Below are 14487 nucleotides of genomic sequence, written 5' to 3'. Positions count from 1 at the left end.
TTTTCCTTTGAAAACCGATGAAACACTTCTCTCTCCTTCCGGCGCTTCTCCTGCTGACGGCCTGCGCCGGGGAACCGGAGTCCGGCGCCGCTCCCGGCGGCGGACAAATCCAAACACAGGAACTTTACGTACCCGGCGTATTCCGGATCAAACTGCGCGGAACAGCCGCAGAACTCGACACCCGCGCCTTCACCCGCAGCGGCAGCGGCTCGGGAATCGCGGCGTTCGACGCCGCGGCCACCCGCGCCGGAGCAACCGCCGTACAGCGCGTCTTTTCCGACGGCGACCGTTTCCGCGAACGCCGCCGCAGGGCCGGACTTCATCTGTGGTACGATGTTCGTTTCTCCGGGACGATCTCCGTCGGGGAAGCCATGAAGCGCTTCGGCCGGGTGGACGAAGTCGAGTGCATCGAACCCGTCCCGCGCATGGTTCCCGCCGGTGCTGCGGTCACACAAGTCAGTTCCGGACCGCTCGACGCCGCAGGTCCGGGCAATGCCGCCGGCTCCGGATTCAACGACCCGCTGCTGGTCAATCAGTGGCTCTACCGCCGGGAGGGTTCCGCCGTCGGATCGACGGCTGTGGCCGATCTCAACATCTTCCCGGCATGGAGCGTCAGCACCGGGCACAAAGATATAATCGTCGCCGTGGTGGACGGCGGCATCGACTACACGCATCCCGACCTGGCGGCAAACATCTGGCACGACGAACAGGGCGCTTGCGGCTACAATTTCTGCCGCCATAACACGGAAATCACCCCCAGCAGCCACGGCACGCATGTCGCAGGCACGATCGGAGCCGTCAACAACAACGGAATCGGCGTCTGCGGCATCGCGGGCGGCGACGGAACGCCCGGAAGCGGCGTGCGCCTGATGAGCTGCCAGATTTTCGACGAGCCGGGGCGCGACGCCGCGACGATCGAGGAAATCATGACCTGGACGGCCGACCACGGAGCCGTCATCAGTCAGAACAGTTGGACCTACGTTCCCGGCCTCGCGGACCTGTCGCAGTCGGGCAAAGCGGCCATCGACTACTTCATCGAATACGCCGGATGCGACGAGGACGGCAACCAAACGGGTCCCATGAAGGGCGGCATCGTCATTTTCGCGGCGGGCAACGACGGCATCTCTGACCCGGTGTTCCCGGGAGCCTACGAGAAAGTGGTGGCCGTGGCGTCGCTGGGCATCGACGGCCGTAAGGTCACAGGGTCCAACTACGGCCCGTGGATCGACCTCGCGGCTCTGGGCGGCCATGCCACAGGCGACGAACGGTTCCGCGTTTTCAGCACCACGCTTAACGGCAGCTACGGTTACTCCGCGGGGACCTCGATGGCCGCGCCGCAGGTTTCGGGCATCGCGGCTCTCGCCGTCGCCGCATTCGGTACGCAGGGGCCGGGCTTTACCAGCGAAAAACTGCGGGAAATACTCGTAAGCTCGGGACGAAAGCAATTCACAGAATCGATCAACCCCGAATATGCCGGAATGCTCGGCAACGGGCTGGTCGACGCCGAATACGTCCTTTTCCACGATGCCGAGCCGGACCCGGTCGACGAACGGACGATCGCAGCATCGGGACACCGCACCCATGCAGAATTGTCGTGGAGCGTTCCGCGATGCTACCCGGAACGTCCCGTCGCGTCGTTCGACGTTTACGCCGACACCCGGACATTTACAGCCGCCACGGTCGGCGACATTCCCGCCACGGCCGTCCGGTACACCTTTGCCTCAGCGGCGGGGCTCGGCGAGACCTTCACCTGCCGGATCGAAGGGCTGGAACCGCGGCAGGTCTACTGCCTGGCGATCGTCAGCCGAAGTCCGTCGGGGGTTCCGTCCCACCCGGTCGTCATCTCCGTCCGGACCGGCGAAAACACCGCGCCCGAAGCGACCGCAGCGATTCCGAACCTCTTCCTACAAAGCGATGACAAAGCGGGCCGAAGCATCGACCTCAGTCAGCATTTCACCGATGCCGACGCGCCGGGCGACCGGCTCACGTTCGTCGTTTCGTCCTCCGCGGAAGAGGTCGCGGAATGCCGCGTGCAGGACTCGGAACTGCTCGTCCTGCCCCGCGCCGCAGGCCGCACGACGCTGACCGTAACGGCGAAGGACCTCGACGGCGCCACGGCGACATCCAAATTCCAAGCGATCGTCGACGGCACGGGCGCCCCGATGGAACTTTTCCCCAACCCGTGCCGCGACGTGCTCAACGTACGCATTCCGGGCATCGAAGGCGATTTCCCCATCCGGCTCCACAATGCGGCGGGACAGCAGGTCCTCGCTGCGCAGGTTTCGGTCCGCGCCGGGGACAACGGCGACACGGGACGCATCGACGTTTCCGGACTGACACCCGGGACCTACACCTGCACGGTCGAGTGCAACAGCCGCAAACTCAGCAGCCACATCATCAAACGATAACCGCAAACACCATGTATACCTACCAATCGATCAAACGCCTCGCCGCGGCGCTTCTCTTCGCGGCAGGCGGTTATGCGGCGCAAGCCCAGACCGCCGACGCCGGAATCATGCCGTTTCTCGGCATGGAAACCGACGCCCGCACGGCCGGCATGGCGGGAGCCGCGACAGCCGTCGCGGACAATCCGCTGGCCATCTACGCCAACGCCGCGTTAAGTCTCGTGGGCGAACGGCACGCAGGGGCCGCCCTGTTCACCGGCCCCTGGGACACGGCTTTCGACGGCGCCGACGTGCTTTACGGCGCGGGAGGCTTTTACTCGCCCGACTCACGGAACGCCCTGCTGGCCGGCGTACGCTATTTCCGCGGCCCCCGGGTCGGACTGACCGACGAACAGGGATTCCCGGCCGGAACGGCCCGTCCCTGCGACCTCTCTGCGGAGATCGGCTACGGCCGCCGCATAGGCCGGAATCTGGCGCTCTCGCTGACAGCCCGCTATGCCCGTTCCGACCAGGGATTCGGCGAGAAGCCCATACAGGGCGTCTCGTTCGACATCGGCGCGGCTTACCGCGGAACGCTCCGCGCCGTGGAAGGCGCCCGCTGGATCGTCGGACTACGACTGGCCGACATCGGACCCGATGTGAAGGCGTCCGACGGGAAGCGCTACGGCCTGCCGACACGCGGCGCGCTCGGAGGCTCGCTCCACCTGCCTTTCCGCCCGAACCACGTGCTCGGCGTCGCCCTCGACCTGGGCCACCAGTTCCGGGGAGGGATCACCGGTCTGGCCGCAGGCGTCGAATACACTTTTTTCCGCCACGGCGTCGTGCGCGGCGGCTACCACCTCGGCCAGCAAGACAAAGGAGCCGGCAACTATGCTTCGCTAGGCTGCGGATTCATCGCAGGCCCCGTGCGGTGCGACGCCGCCTTGCGTCTGGGCGGCGACAAGTTCAACCCGCTGAACGACACGTTTCTCTTTTCGGTCGGATTTCTGTTGTAAACGGCCGGCGGCATCCATACGAAAGGAGCGGCACACTCGGTGTACCGCTCCTTTTTCCGATACCGGTTCGAACCACTACTCGTCGATCCGGATGCAGCGCACCGCCGCACCCCGGTCAGAATAGGTGTTCTGCGACTTGCAGGTAACGCCCCGCTTGGTTTCATCGTTGGGGAAATTACTTTCCGTCACGAAGGCTCCGACGTGTCCCCAATCCGTATAATCCGGACCGTCGACATAATAAGTCGCACAGGAACCACCCCAGGTAGTTCCGTTGCAGGACGCATCCGAATTGTGCCAATGCTGCGCACCGCCCGTCAGCGGAAAGAACCACTTGCCGTCCAGCCAGATACCGCGCCCGGTCTTTGAAACGTCGACCACAGCGTCGGGGTTTTCATTGTCCGTCAGCGCCATCCAGGCCTGCTTGCTCATCACCTTCCAGCCCCGGGGACACGGATCGTAGATCGTCTTCACGCCGTGCGCATCCTTCGACGGATTGCCCCAGGCCGCTTTTCCGGCATTGTCGGTCAGGTAATTCTGGTTCTTGTAGAGCCAAAGGTGGGGATTGGTCCGGCCCAGGTCGAACGCATCCTGCGACGCATAGCCCGCTCCGAGCGTCGTGTTGATGTCGATGACGACCGTCGCCTTCGTATTGCCGATAATTTGATGATGCGCCTGCCGGCCCCACGCCTCGAAGGTTCCCCGGTCCAGCGCCGGAATCGGCGTATAAGCCGGAGCGAACCACAGCCCGGTCATGTAATAGGCATTGCCGCTCGTGTAATCCGACAGGCCGGGGAACGGATCCTTGCGGCCCCACTGGTAACAGTTACCCGAAGTCCAGGCCAGGTCGACGGACTCCTGCTGCTGGTTAGGCTTGATGTCGGCCTGCGACCAATCAATCACGGCGCCCAGATTGCGGCCCATGAAGGTATAGCCGCCCTTGACGATGCAATTCTCCGCGGCGTCGGGATCATAGCCCTCCGAGAAAACGATATTCCAACTCCAGAGTACCTCGGCGTTCGAGATGCGGTTGTCCGCACCGGCCTCGATCTGCTCAGAGTCAAGTTCCTTGTCGATCGCCACAATCACCACATTGCCGTTGACGAAGGTTTCGGGCGTATCGAAGTAGATATAGCCGTCCTTCTTGAGTTTCACGCTGTTGAGCACCACGGGAGACGCCTGTATCCACGGCAGATAGCTCGTCTGCAAACAACTGTACCACAGCACGAGGGCGGCTTTCGGTTCGATCCTCAGATCCACCTCCGTGTAGGAGAGGCCGCCGCAGGTCAGCGCCTTGCCGTTGCCCTTTACGTCGGCACGGAAGCGATAGAACGTATTGGCAGCATCGACATAATAGGTATTAGCCGTACCCTCGGCGCTAAGGTCGACGACCGGAAGCGCATCTTCGGGATCGAGCGCTGCCTCCCCTTCGACGACCACCGTTTTACCCGCCGGAATACCGCCGTCGGACGGGGCCTTCACGGTGGCGAAGACGTACTCTTTACCGTTGACCAAAGCGACCGCTTCGAACGTCTCACCGGCATGCCCGGGCGTTACGACCAGATGCAGCACCAGCGCCTCGGCGTCGGAGGTGTTGCCCGAACAGTCGAGCCGCACGGCATTGGAAACCGCAGCCCCGGAGAGGTTCATTTCGCCCGTACGCAGATCGACCGTGGCGTTCTCCATCGACACGGCGGCCTTCTCGTCCGAAACGCAGCGGAAAATCACGCCTTCGAGTTTCGCGCGCAGGTCGGTCGTCAGCCGAATTTCGAGCACTGAAAAAAGGTGTTTGAACTGTAGACTGACGGCGTTGTCGCCTTTTTTGATCCCACGTGCAGCAGCGTAGAGGAAATCATGGGCGGCCAGGGTCGCCAGCGGATCGCTCTCCGCACGGGTCTGCACGGCGGGAACCGACACCGGAACGGCCGTCACATCGACCGCGGCTGTCTCCGCATGGGGATAATAAGCATAGAAATCGTGATCGGACGTTGCGTCGGCCCAGCGGATCACATTAAGCCGCGAAGCGGCCGTAAAATCGCTCGACGCACCCGATGCCACCGCCTTGTAGGCGAAATTTGCGCCCAGGCTCCGCCCGCCGGACTCGGCGAAAAGACCGATCAGGTCGTTCCTGACCCAGTTTACCCGGAGCGCGGTTTCCGTATCTTCGTAGGAGGTCCGGACCTCAGGGCCGGCCGTCGATCCCGAGAAGAGAATCTCGCCCTCGTGCGGCGTCGGCGACACCGTATCGCCGTTCCCGGCGCATGCAGCCGTCAGCAAAGCGGCCAACAGTATGAAATAGGTTCGTTTCATCGTGTTTTAAGTGTTTTAAGGTTACTCCCAGCCCTCCCATTTGTCGAGGTCGTCGATCTGTCCGTCGCCGTCCGTCGCATCGGGATCGTAGAGCGCTTTGTCAACGGCCTCCTTGAGGATCTTCTCCATCACGGCATAGCCTGCTGCATTGGGATGCACACGGTCATCCGAAGTCCAGGAGTATTCGAGTTTCAGTCCGTTCTGATCGTCTTTGAGCGCCGAATGGTAATCGGCGTAGACAAAACCCCGCTCTTCGGCATACTGTTTCAGCAGCTTATTCAGTTCGATGACGCGCTGCCCGATATCGGAATGGGCGGCGTTCCAGTCCTCGCTCTGCCACCAGATCCGGTTGGCCGGGGGCGTCGAGCCGACGACCACCTTGAAGCCTCTTGCAGCGCCCGTTTCGGCCATCAGCCGGATGTCGGCGAAGACCCGTTCGACAGAACAGGGCTGTCCGTCGTTCTCGGCCAGGTCGTTGACGCCGCAGGCGATGACCACGCACGCCGGATCGTTGACGATCACGTCGTTGTAAAAACGCGCACTGATCTGGAGCGAGGTCTGACCGCTGATGCCCTTGGGCAGGAAGTCGTTGTCGGAGAAGAAGGTCTTGTTCTCGGTACGCGCCTGCCATACCTCCGTGATAGAGTTACCGATCAGGACGGCACGCGGACCTTCCAGACGCCCCTTGGGCATCGCCGTCGTCTGCTCCCGGACACAGCGCAACTGATAACCGGCGCCCGTATAGGAGTTGTAGGACGAATATCCGCCCAGAACGCCCAGAACGGGGTAATAATTGCCGCCGGCGCTGGAGCTAGTCAGTGCGAGCATCTTGCCGGTAAGCGACCGGATATGGCTGCCGTTGAAGGCGGACTGCCGCTGCCCGGTATAAGGGAAGTAGAGATCGTATTCACGGGAGTAACGTCCGAAAGGTTTCTCATCGAGCGACGCGACGCTGCCGAGGGCGAAATCGAGGGCTTCGGGCGGCGCCACCTTCCAGCCCGCGGGACACGGGTCGTAAACGCTCTTCAGGTTGTCGCCGACATATTCGCTGCCCCACAGCCAGAACCATCCGGTCTGATTCTCGGCCGAACCCGTATTGTTGAACCACGAATAGGAGCTGTACCAGTTGTCGGCCTGAACGCCGCTGACCTCCTTGGCCATCCAGCGGTAGGGGTATTTCACCGACAGGGCGACGGCATCGTCGACGGTTTTGTCGCCCACGGCATAGGCGTTGTTCGCCCCGATCTTGCCAAACATCATGTTGCCGGCTCCCCAACTCTCGGAGGAATAATCCTGCTGCAGCCCCTCGACGGGCGTATAAGTCGGAAGTCCCCAGTACATCTCGCTGCCGAGCCCGGCATCGTCGTACTCCGCAGCCGCAGGGAACGGGTCCTTGCGTCCCCACTGGTAATAGTTGCCCAAAGCCCAGGCCGCCGCGCGTTTGTCCGAGGAGTTCATCACCTCGCGCCCCGCCATGGCGCCCAGGTTACGGCCCATCATCGTATAGCGGCCCACCTGGCGTGCTTCGGCGTCGCAGTCATAGTTCTCGACAGCCCAGATATTCCAGCTCCAAAGCACCTCGCCGCCGGCGTCGTAAGCCGCGATCAGGGCATTGCCGGGAACGAACTCGGCCGGAGTGGTGAAATAGACGTTGCCCTCCCAGTCGTCGTACTCTACGGATTCGACGATCACAGGACTTTCGCGCACCCAGCCGTCGGCCGTCTTCGGCGAGTTGTACCACACGAGTTTCGCCGCCGCAGGCTCGATAGCCAGATCGGCCTCGGAATAGGATTTGGTTACCGGACGGCCGTCGACCGACCACGAATAGGTGCGCGGTGTACCATTGCCTTTAGTCGTCGCACGGAACTTATAGGTCGTGCCGGGTTTGGTTACCAGATAGGTGTTCGCCGTACCGTCGGCGCTCAGGTCCTCCGCAATGCGCTGCGGGAATTCGTAACCCAGCGAGAAGACGGTCAGCCGTCCGGCGGGAATACCGCCTTCGGGAACGACCGCCGAACCCAGCGACAACTGTTTGTCACCGTAATCGACCAGCACTTCGAGCGTCCGCCCGGCCTGCACGGGATTCACAGCCAGGAAAAAACTCGCCGGTGTACGTGAAATCGCCGCTGGTCCTTCGACCGCATAGTTTATCTCGGTCGCCGTCTGCTCCCCGGGGGTTACCTCTCCGTTCAGCAGGTTCAGCGTCCCCGCTTCGAAAGCCAGCGTCGCACCGTCGGCGCTGCGCAGCGTTATGTTCCGAACCTCCGACAACGTCCGGTCGGCGGCGAGCCGTAGCTCGACGACCGCGGCAACGCTTCCGAACGGCAAGGATACGCTCTCGGCCGGGCCTTTCACGCCCTCACACACAGCATACAGGTTGACCAATCGTTTCAGATGCGCCGTACCGCCGAGCGGCCCCTTCTGCTCCGCGGCGATCGCCACCGGAACAGCCGTCAATTCGTCGTATGTCGTACGATAGGGATAATAGGCGTAGAAATCGCGCGCAGCCGCGCCTGCGTTCCACACGATCCGCCGGTCCTGCGAGGGACAGACGAACTGCGTATTTGCCGCCGACGAAAAGGCCGCATAATAAATATTGGCATGCTCGACGGTCTCACCGTCGGCCACAAACAGACCGATCCGGTCGACATCGGCTTCCCAGATCAGTTCAAGGCCCTTTTCAGCCGGATCCACAGTTTTGATCGAAGCCGATCCCTGGAATGAGACCACATCCGGATCGGACGATCCGTCGCGCGTGGGATCTTTTTGACAGGCTGCGATAACCAGCGTCAAAAACAAAAGCGTTAAGAGTCGCAGTTTCTCCATAATTTGAAGTTAAGGTTTAAGGTTGGTATCCTCGGAAAGCCCCGATGCCCGGGAATGCCCGACACGACAGTTTCCGAATCATGAACAAATTTACGCAAGCCTCCTTTTGGGCAGGATGAAAATCGTACACAATAAGGCCAATTTTAGCTGCCAGGCCGAAATTCGGTCCCAGCAACCGAAAGCACCCGTCCATATCCGGGATCGCCCCGTTTCGCCACCCTTAACACACAGAATCCCCGGACGGCAATGCCGTCCGGGGATTCTAGCGATGCGCCACAGGATCGAAAACAGTCCCTACTCTTCGTCGGGCTCCTTCATCGTGTGGTAAACATTCACCACATCGTCGTCCTCTTCGAGTTTCTCGACCAGTTTCTCGACCGATTCGCGGCCTTCGGCGTCGAGTTCCTTCACGTCGGTCGGGATGCGTACCGATTCACCCGATACGATCTCGAAACCTTTGTCGTCGAGCCACTTCTGGATGGCGCCGAACGACTCGTAAGGAGCATAGACCGTGATGCCGTCCTCCTCGGGATAGAACTCGTCGACACCCAGGTCGATCATCTCCAACTCCAGTTCTTCGGGATCGACATCGCCCGCAGACTTGAACTTGAAGACGCATTTGTGGTCGAACATGAAGCCTACCGAACCGCTATTGCCCAGCGTACCGCCGCACTTGTTGAAGTACATACGTACGTTGGCTACGGTACGGTTGGTGTTATCGGTAGCGGTTTCGACCAGGAACGCGATGCCGTTGGGACCGTATCCTTCGTAGATCACCTCCTTATAATCGGCGGCATCCTTCTCGGTGGCACGCTTGATGGCGCGCTCGACGTTCTCCTTCGGCATGTTCTCGGCCTTGGCATTCTGGATCAGAATACGCAGGCGGGTGTTGGCCGAAGCATCGGGACCTCCGGCCTTAACGGCGATTTCGATCTCTTTTCCCAGTTTGGTGAAGACACGGGCCATGTGACCCCAGCGTTTCATTTTTCGCGCTTTGCGATACTCAAAGGCTCTTCCCATACAATTATCGTTTTTTCGGTTTTTTCTTTCAGTGGTGCAAAGGTATAAAACAATTCAGAATTCATAATTAAGAATTCGCATTTTTTTGCCTATTTTTGTGCGAAACAAAAACAAGCGATCATGGAAATCAAAAGTCGTTTCGACCATTTCAACATCAATGTAACGGACCTCGAACGCAGCATCGCCTTTTACGACAAGGCACTCGGACTGAAGGAAGTGGGCCGCAAGCAGGCCTCCGACGGCTCGTTCACACTCATCTACCTGGGCGACGGGCAAACCCCGTTCCGACTGGAACTCACCTGGCTGCGCGACCACACCGAAGCCTACGAGCTGGGCGAGAACGAGAGCCATCTCTGCATGCGCGTGGCGGGCGACTACGACGACGTACGCGAATACCACCGTGCAATGGGCTGTATCTGCTACGAGAATCCCGACATGGGACTTTATTTCATCAACGACCCGGATGACTACTGGATCGAAATCTTACCTATAAATTAATCCGGTCATGCAGAAAGAAACCGAAATGCAGAAAGAGGCCGACGAAGCCGTGCGCGTAATGCGGGCGGGCGGGATCATCCTCTACCCCACCGACACGGTCTGGGGATTGGGATGCGACGCGACGAACGCCGCCGCCGTGGAGCGAATCTACCGCCTCAAGCGGAGCGAGAACAAAAAATCGATGCTCGTGCTGTGCGCTTCGGCCGACATGACCGTGCGCTACGTCAACAAAGCCCCGGGCATCGCCTTCGAGGTGATGGAAATGGCGACGAGTCCCCTGACTGCCATCCTGCCCGGAGCCGCAGGCGTCGCCGAAAACCTAATTCCCGACGAAGGGACGCTCGGCGTGCGCATCCCCGACCACGAATTCTGCCGCCGGATGCTCAAGGGACTCGGGAAACCGATCGTCTCGACCTCGGCCAACATCTCGGGCGAAGCGACACCCGTGGGGTTGCAGGACGTGGACAAAGAGGTCGTCGACGGCGTGGATTTCGTCGTCAACCCGCGTTTCGAAGGCAAACCGACCCGCAAAGCCTCGTCGATCATCGCATTCGGTGAAGGTGGCGAGGTGAAAATCATCCGCGAATAAGATGGCGCGGACCCTCGAAACCCCCATCCAGAAACGCTTCTCGGATGTCGACCCCTTCCAGCATGTGAACAACGTTTCACAGCAGATGTATTTCGACGTAGGCAAGATGGAGTACTACGAAAAGGTGCTGGGCGCGGAGGTGCTGCTGAGCGACCTGCGGATTCTCACCGTTTCGACTTCGACCTCCTACCAGGGGCAGGTGCGGATGCACGACCCCGTGCGGGTGACGACCACCTGCGAAAAGGTGGGCACGAAGAGCCTGACGCTGTTTCAGCAGTTGCTGGTCGGCGGCGAGGTACGCAGCGAAAGCCGTTCGGTGATGGTCGTCTTCGACTTTGCCCGGCAGCAGAGCGAACCGGTTCCCGGCGCCTGGCGCGAACGGCTGCTGGCCGACTAGTGTTCCAGCCGCCCGTCGCTGCGCAGTTTCGGCAGCCCGTGGCGGACATAATATTTATAACCGACGACCACCAGGATAACGCCCGCAAAGATGAAGATCATCGCGGTGACGTTCGCCGCATCAAAATGCGCCTGCCCGCGCGTAATGGCCAGGATGCCCGCGATCACGGGCTGGATGTAGCGGTAAAGCGCCGTATGGACGGAGGTCAGCTTCTCCGTACCGCGGTAAAGCAGATACATCGGCAGGACCGTTCCCAGGATGAGGATATAGGCCAGTTCGGCCTGCGCCTGCAACGGAAGCCGCAGGAACTGCACATGGTCGATGTATTTCCAGAAGAAGGGCGCCGTAACGGCCAGTCCGATGATGTAGTACCATCCCATGACGACCAGTGTGCCCAGTTTCTCCAATTGAGGCTTGATAATCACCGTATTGATGGCGATGGCCACCACGGCCACCAGCACGAACAGGTTCCCCTGCGCACGGCTGCCGTGGGTGAGCGAGAATCCGTCGCTGAAAATCAGGATTCCCGCACCGATAAGCGCGCAGACCACCCCCACGATACGCGCCTTGATGTATTTGCGCGGATGCATCAGGTGGTCCATGATCAGCGTCACGGCGGGGCCGAGCGTGGCGATGACCGACGCATCGATAGGCGAAGTGTAGGACGATCCCCACAGCAGCATGTACATCCAGCCGTAGACGATCAGCAGCGTGACGATCAGAATATTGCCCGCATCGCGCCACGTGATGCGGTAGGAGTAACGCGAGAAGAGCGCAAAGGGAATGAAGAAAACCGCCGCCGAAAGCACCTGCAGCATGAAAATCTGCTGAAAGTCGAGGTAATTGCGCGTGAGCGAGACGTAGAACGAGAAATTCGCCCCGAAAAAGACATTGGCAAAGACCAGATCGAGATTATAGCGCGTTTTACTCACAAAAGGTCTACGAGGCAATTATTGCACCAAATTTTACCGCCCGCCTAAGAGGCGGGTTTTAAAGGCAACGGCAGGAATCGCGGGTCAAGACCTGATAAGTGCTGCGATTCCGTGAAATGCAAAATAAAAATGGACAAGGAAAAACTGAAAGGACATGCGGCCCTGCTGGCCGCCAACATCGTCTGGGGACTCAACGCCCCGATCGGCAAAAGCGTGCTCTGGTCCGAGGCCAACCCCGGAGGGGTCAGCCCCTTTGCGCTGAGCGTCTACCGCATGGTAGGCGCCGCACTGCTCTTCTGGACAGTCTCGCTCTTCCTGCCCCGCGAACGTGTAGCACCGCGTGACATCGTATTGCTGCTGTTCGCCTCGGTGTTCGGCATCCAGCTCAACCAGATGCTTTTTCTGTGGGGACTGTCGCTCACCTCGCCCATCGACACGTCGATTATCGCCACGATAGTCCCTGTACTGACGATGGTGCTGGCGACGCTGTTCCTGCGCGAACCGATCACATGGCTCAAGGCCGGAGGCGTCTTCCTGGGATGCGCCGGGGCGCTGATCCTGATCCTCGTAAGCCAGCACGGGGCGGGCCACACGTCGAGCATCAAGGGCGACCTGCTGTGCATCGTCAGCGCTATCAGTTTCGCTACCTATCTCACGGCATTCCGCAACGTGATCGTCCGCTACTCGCCCGTGACGACGATGAAATGGATGTTCCTTTTTGCCGCCGTGGCCGCCGTGGTGATCTACTACCGCCCGCTGACCGAGGTCGACTATGCCGGACTGGCGGCCAAAACGTGGGCCGGAATCGGCTACGTCGTGGTCGGCGCGACCTTCTTCTCCTACCTGATGGTCCCCGTCGCCCAGCGTTACCTGCGGCCGACGGTCGTGTCGATGTACAACTACGTACAGCCCATCGTGGCCGTACTGTTCACGGTGGCCATCGGCCTCGACACGTTCGGGTTCACCAAAGCGGCCGCCGCGCTGTGCGTCTTCGTCGGAGTATGGCTCGTCACCAAGTCGAAATCGCGGGCCCAACTGGAGGCCGAGAAACTTAAAATGCCGGATTCCAAAGAAACCGACAGGTCGTAGCGCCGCGAAACAGGAACCGCGCCCCGTTACCGCGTCACCCGGGTCAGGCCCCGCTCGGCCGCCAGCCGCTCCATCAGGGCATAGGCCGCATCGTAGTCGTTGGGGATTTCGCCGTCGAGAATGGCGTTCTTGAGAATCTCCTTGATATCGCCGATCACACGGCCCGGCCCGACGCCGTAGGTCTCCATGATCAGCTCGCCCGAGATCGGGGGCTGGAAATTGCGGACACGGTCGCGCTCCTCCAAATCCTTCATTTTACGGCGCACCAGTTCGAAATTCGCCAGATAGCGTTTCACCTTGGCGTCGATACCCGAGGTGATGTCCGCTTCGCACAAGGTCATCAGCGCCTCCACGTCGTCGCCCGCTTCGAACAGCAGCCGGCGGACGGCCGAGTCGGTCACGAGGTCTTCGGAGAGGATAATGGGCCGCAGATGAAGGAAAACCAACTTCTGCACGAATTTCATGTGCTCGTTCAGGGGCAGCTTCAACTGGCGGAAAACAGCCGGAACCATTTTCGAGCCCAACACTTCGTGGCCATGGAAGGTCCAGCCCACCTTGGGGTCGTAGGCCTTCGTCTGCGGCTTGGCGATGTCGTGCAGCACGGCGGCCCAACGCAGCCACAGGTCGTCGGAACGGCGCGCCACGTTGTCCAGGACCTTGAGCGTATGGATAAAATTGTCCTTATGGGCATGCTTGCCCCGTTTCTCCACCCCTTTGAGGTTGTGCATCTCGGGGAAAATAAGTTTCAGAAGCCCGGTCAGTTCGAGCAGTTCGAAACCCATCGAGGGAACCGGCGAAAGGACGATCTTGTTGAGTTCGGTGGCGATGCGTTCGCGCGAAACGATTTTGATGCGCTGCGCATTGCGGCAGATCGCCTCGAAAGTCTCCTCCTCGATGGTGAAGCCCAACTGCGACGCGAAGCGCACGGCGCGCATCATACGCAGGGGATCGTCCGAAAAAGTGACATCGGGATCGCACGGGGTGCGGATGATGCACTCTTCGAGGTCGGACATTCCGTCGAAAGGGTCGACCAGTTCGCCGAACGTAGCGTCGTTGAGCGACCACGCCATGGCATTGATCGTGAAGTCGCGCCGCCGCTGGTCGTCTTCGAGCGTTCCGGGTTCGACCTCGGGCTTGCGCGAATCGTGCGTATAGGACTCTTTGCGGGCTCCCACAAATTCGACCTCAATACCCTTGGCGCGGACCATCGCCGTCCCGAAAGTCTTGAACACCGATACTTTGGCTTTCAGTTCACGCGCGAGCGCTTCGGCAAGCGCAATGCCGCTGCCCACGACCACCACGTCGATGTCAGTCGAAGGACGCCGCAGGTAGTAGTCGCGCACGTAGCCTCCGACGACGAAGGCCCTCACACCCTCGGCGTCGGCAAGACGCGAAATCCGCCGGAATATGGGATTCGACAACGGCACGC

At 60.6% G+C, this 14487-nt stretch carries 11 protein-coding genes; 6 read left to right on the top strand and 5 right to left on the bottom strand.

Going from position 1 to position 14487, the window contains the following annotated elements; genetic code table 11:
• Positions 1-17: 17 nt before the first annotated feature.
• Both I2E69_RS12260 and I2E69_RS12255 read left to right on the top strand, forming a co-directional pair.
• Positions 18-2408 (top strand): S8 family serine peptidase, encoded by a 2391-nt coding sequence (locus tag I2E69_RS12260; RefSeq protein ID WP_195461521.1) that lies wholly within the window; start codon positions 18-20, stop codon positions 2406-2408.
• 11 nt (positions 2409-2419) lie between these two features.
• Positions 2420-3400, top strand: a complete 981-nt coding sequence (locus I2E69_RS12255) for a PorV/PorQ family protein (RefSeq protein ID WP_195461520.1) — start codon at positions 2420-2422, stop codon at positions 3398-3400.
• A gap of 75 nt (positions 3401-3475) precedes the next feature.
• Here I2E69_RS12255 and I2E69_RS12250 read toward each other — a convergent pair whose 3' ends face one another.
• From I2E69_RS12250 to I2E69_RS12240, 3 genes are all read right to left on the bottom strand, one after another.
• Positions 3476-5707 carry a fimbrillin family protein gene (locus tag I2E69_RS12250; RefSeq protein WP_195461519.1) on the bottom strand — a complete coding sequence of 744 codons (2232 nt, stop codon included), beginning with the start codon at positions 5705-5707 and terminating at the stop codon, positions 3476-3478.
• Between the two features lie 21 nt (positions 5708-5728).
• Positions 5729-8533 (bottom strand): GDSL-type esterase/lipase family protein, encoded by a 2805-nt coding sequence (locus tag I2E69_RS12245; protein WP_195461518.1) that lies wholly within the window; start codon positions 8531-8533, stop codon positions 5729-5731.
• Positions 8534-8827: 294 nt separating this feature from the next.
• On the bottom strand, positions 8828-9553 hold the full coding sequence (locus tag I2E69_RS12240; protein ID WP_195461517.1) for a YebC/PmpR family DNA-binding transcriptional regulator: 726 nt from the start codon (positions 9551-9553) through the stop codon (positions 8828-8830).
• Between the two features lie 120 nt (positions 9554-9673).
• On the opposite strand from I2E69_RS12240, the gene I2E69_RS12235 reads away from it, so the two are divergent.
• Genes I2E69_RS12235 through I2E69_RS12225 form a run of 3 tightly spaced genes read left to right on the top strand, consistent with a single transcriptional unit; the run spans position 9674 to position 11037 of the window.
• Complete coding sequence (locus I2E69_RS12235; RefSeq protein WP_195461516.1) at positions 9674-10051, top strand: VOC family protein; 378 nt, start codon at positions 9674-9676, stop codon at positions 10049-10051.
• A 7-nt stretch (positions 10052-10058) separates the two neighbouring features.
• Positions 10059-10640, top strand: a complete 582-nt coding sequence (locus I2E69_RS12230; protein ID WP_195461515.1) for an L-threonylcarbamoyladenylate synthase — start codon at positions 10059-10061, stop codon at positions 10638-10640.
• Position 10641: 1 nt separating this feature from the next.
• Positions 10642-11037 carry an acyl-CoA thioesterase gene (locus tag I2E69_RS12225; RefSeq protein ID WP_195461514.1) on the top strand — a complete coding sequence of 132 codons (396 nt, stop codon included), beginning with the start codon at positions 10642-10644 and terminating at the stop codon, positions 11035-11037.
• Here I2E69_RS12225 and I2E69_RS12220 read toward each other — a convergent pair.
• Positions 11034-11942, bottom strand: a complete 909-nt coding sequence (locus I2E69_RS12220) for a DMT family transporter (RefSeq protein WP_195461575.1) — start codon at positions 11940-11942, stop codon at positions 11034-11036. The genes I2E69_RS12225 and I2E69_RS12220 overlap by 4 nt on opposite strands.
• Before the next feature lie 156 nt (positions 11943-12098).
• Here I2E69_RS12220 and I2E69_RS12215 point away from each other — a divergent pair, with 156 nt between their 5' ends.
• Complete coding sequence (locus I2E69_RS12215; protein WP_195461513.1) at positions 12099-13058, top strand: DMT family transporter; 960 nt, start codon at positions 12099-12101, stop codon at positions 13056-13058.
• Between the two features lie 26 nt (positions 13059-13084).
• Here the strand turns inward: I2E69_RS12215 and I2E69_RS12210 are convergent, their stop codons facing one another.
• Entirely contained in the window at positions 13085-14485 is a 1401-nt protein-coding gene (locus I2E69_RS12210) for a CCA tRNA nucleotidyltransferase (RefSeq protein WP_195461512.1), read from the bottom strand.
• Between the last annotated feature and the right edge of the window lie 2 nt (positions 14486-14487).

Source organism: Alistipes sp. D31t1_170403_E11 (genome assembly GCF_015553985.1).
Classification (GTDB): Bacteria; Bacteroidota; Bacteroidia; order Bacteroidales; family Rikenellaceae; genus Alistipes; species Alistipes montrealensis.
This window is presented reverse-complemented; position numbering and strand designations above follow the sequence as displayed.

Excerpts from the sequence above, each read along its gene's own strand:
- I2E69_RS12260 (WP_195461521.1), top strand. The coding sequence starts at position 18 with ATGAAACACTTCTCTCTCCTTCCGGCGCTTCTCCTGCTGACGGCCTGC.
- I2E69_RS12255 (WP_195461520.1), top strand. The coding sequence starts at position 2,420 with ATGTATACCTACCAATCGATCAAACGCCTCGCCGCGGCGCTTCTCTTC.
- I2E69_RS12250 (WP_195461519.1), bottom strand. The coding sequence starts at position 5,707 with ATGAAACGAACCTATTTCATACTGTTGGCCGCTTTGCTGACGGCTGCA.
- I2E69_RS12245 (WP_195461518.1), bottom strand. The coding sequence starts at position 8,533 with ATGGAGAAACTGCGACTCTTAACGCTTTTGTTTTTGACGCTGGTTATC.
- I2E69_RS12240 (WP_195461517.1), bottom strand. The coding sequence starts at position 9,553 with ATGGGAAGAGCCTTTGAGTATCGCAAAGCGCGAAAAATGAAACGCTGG.
- I2E69_RS12235 (WP_195461516.1), top strand. The coding sequence starts at position 9,674 with ATGGAAATCAAAAGTCGTTTCGACCATTTCAACATCAATGTAACGGAC.
- I2E69_RS12230 (WP_195461515.1), top strand. The coding sequence starts at position 10,059 with ATGCAGAAAGAAACCGAAATGCAGAAAGAGGCCGACGAAGCCGTGCGC.
- I2E69_RS12225 (WP_195461514.1), top strand. The coding sequence starts at position 10,642 with ATGGCGCGGACCCTCGAAACCCCCATCCAGAAACGCTTCTCGGATGTC.
- I2E69_RS12215 (WP_195461513.1), top strand. The coding sequence starts at position 12,099 with ATGGACAAGGAAAAACTGAAAGGACATGCGGCCCTGCTGGCCGCCAAC.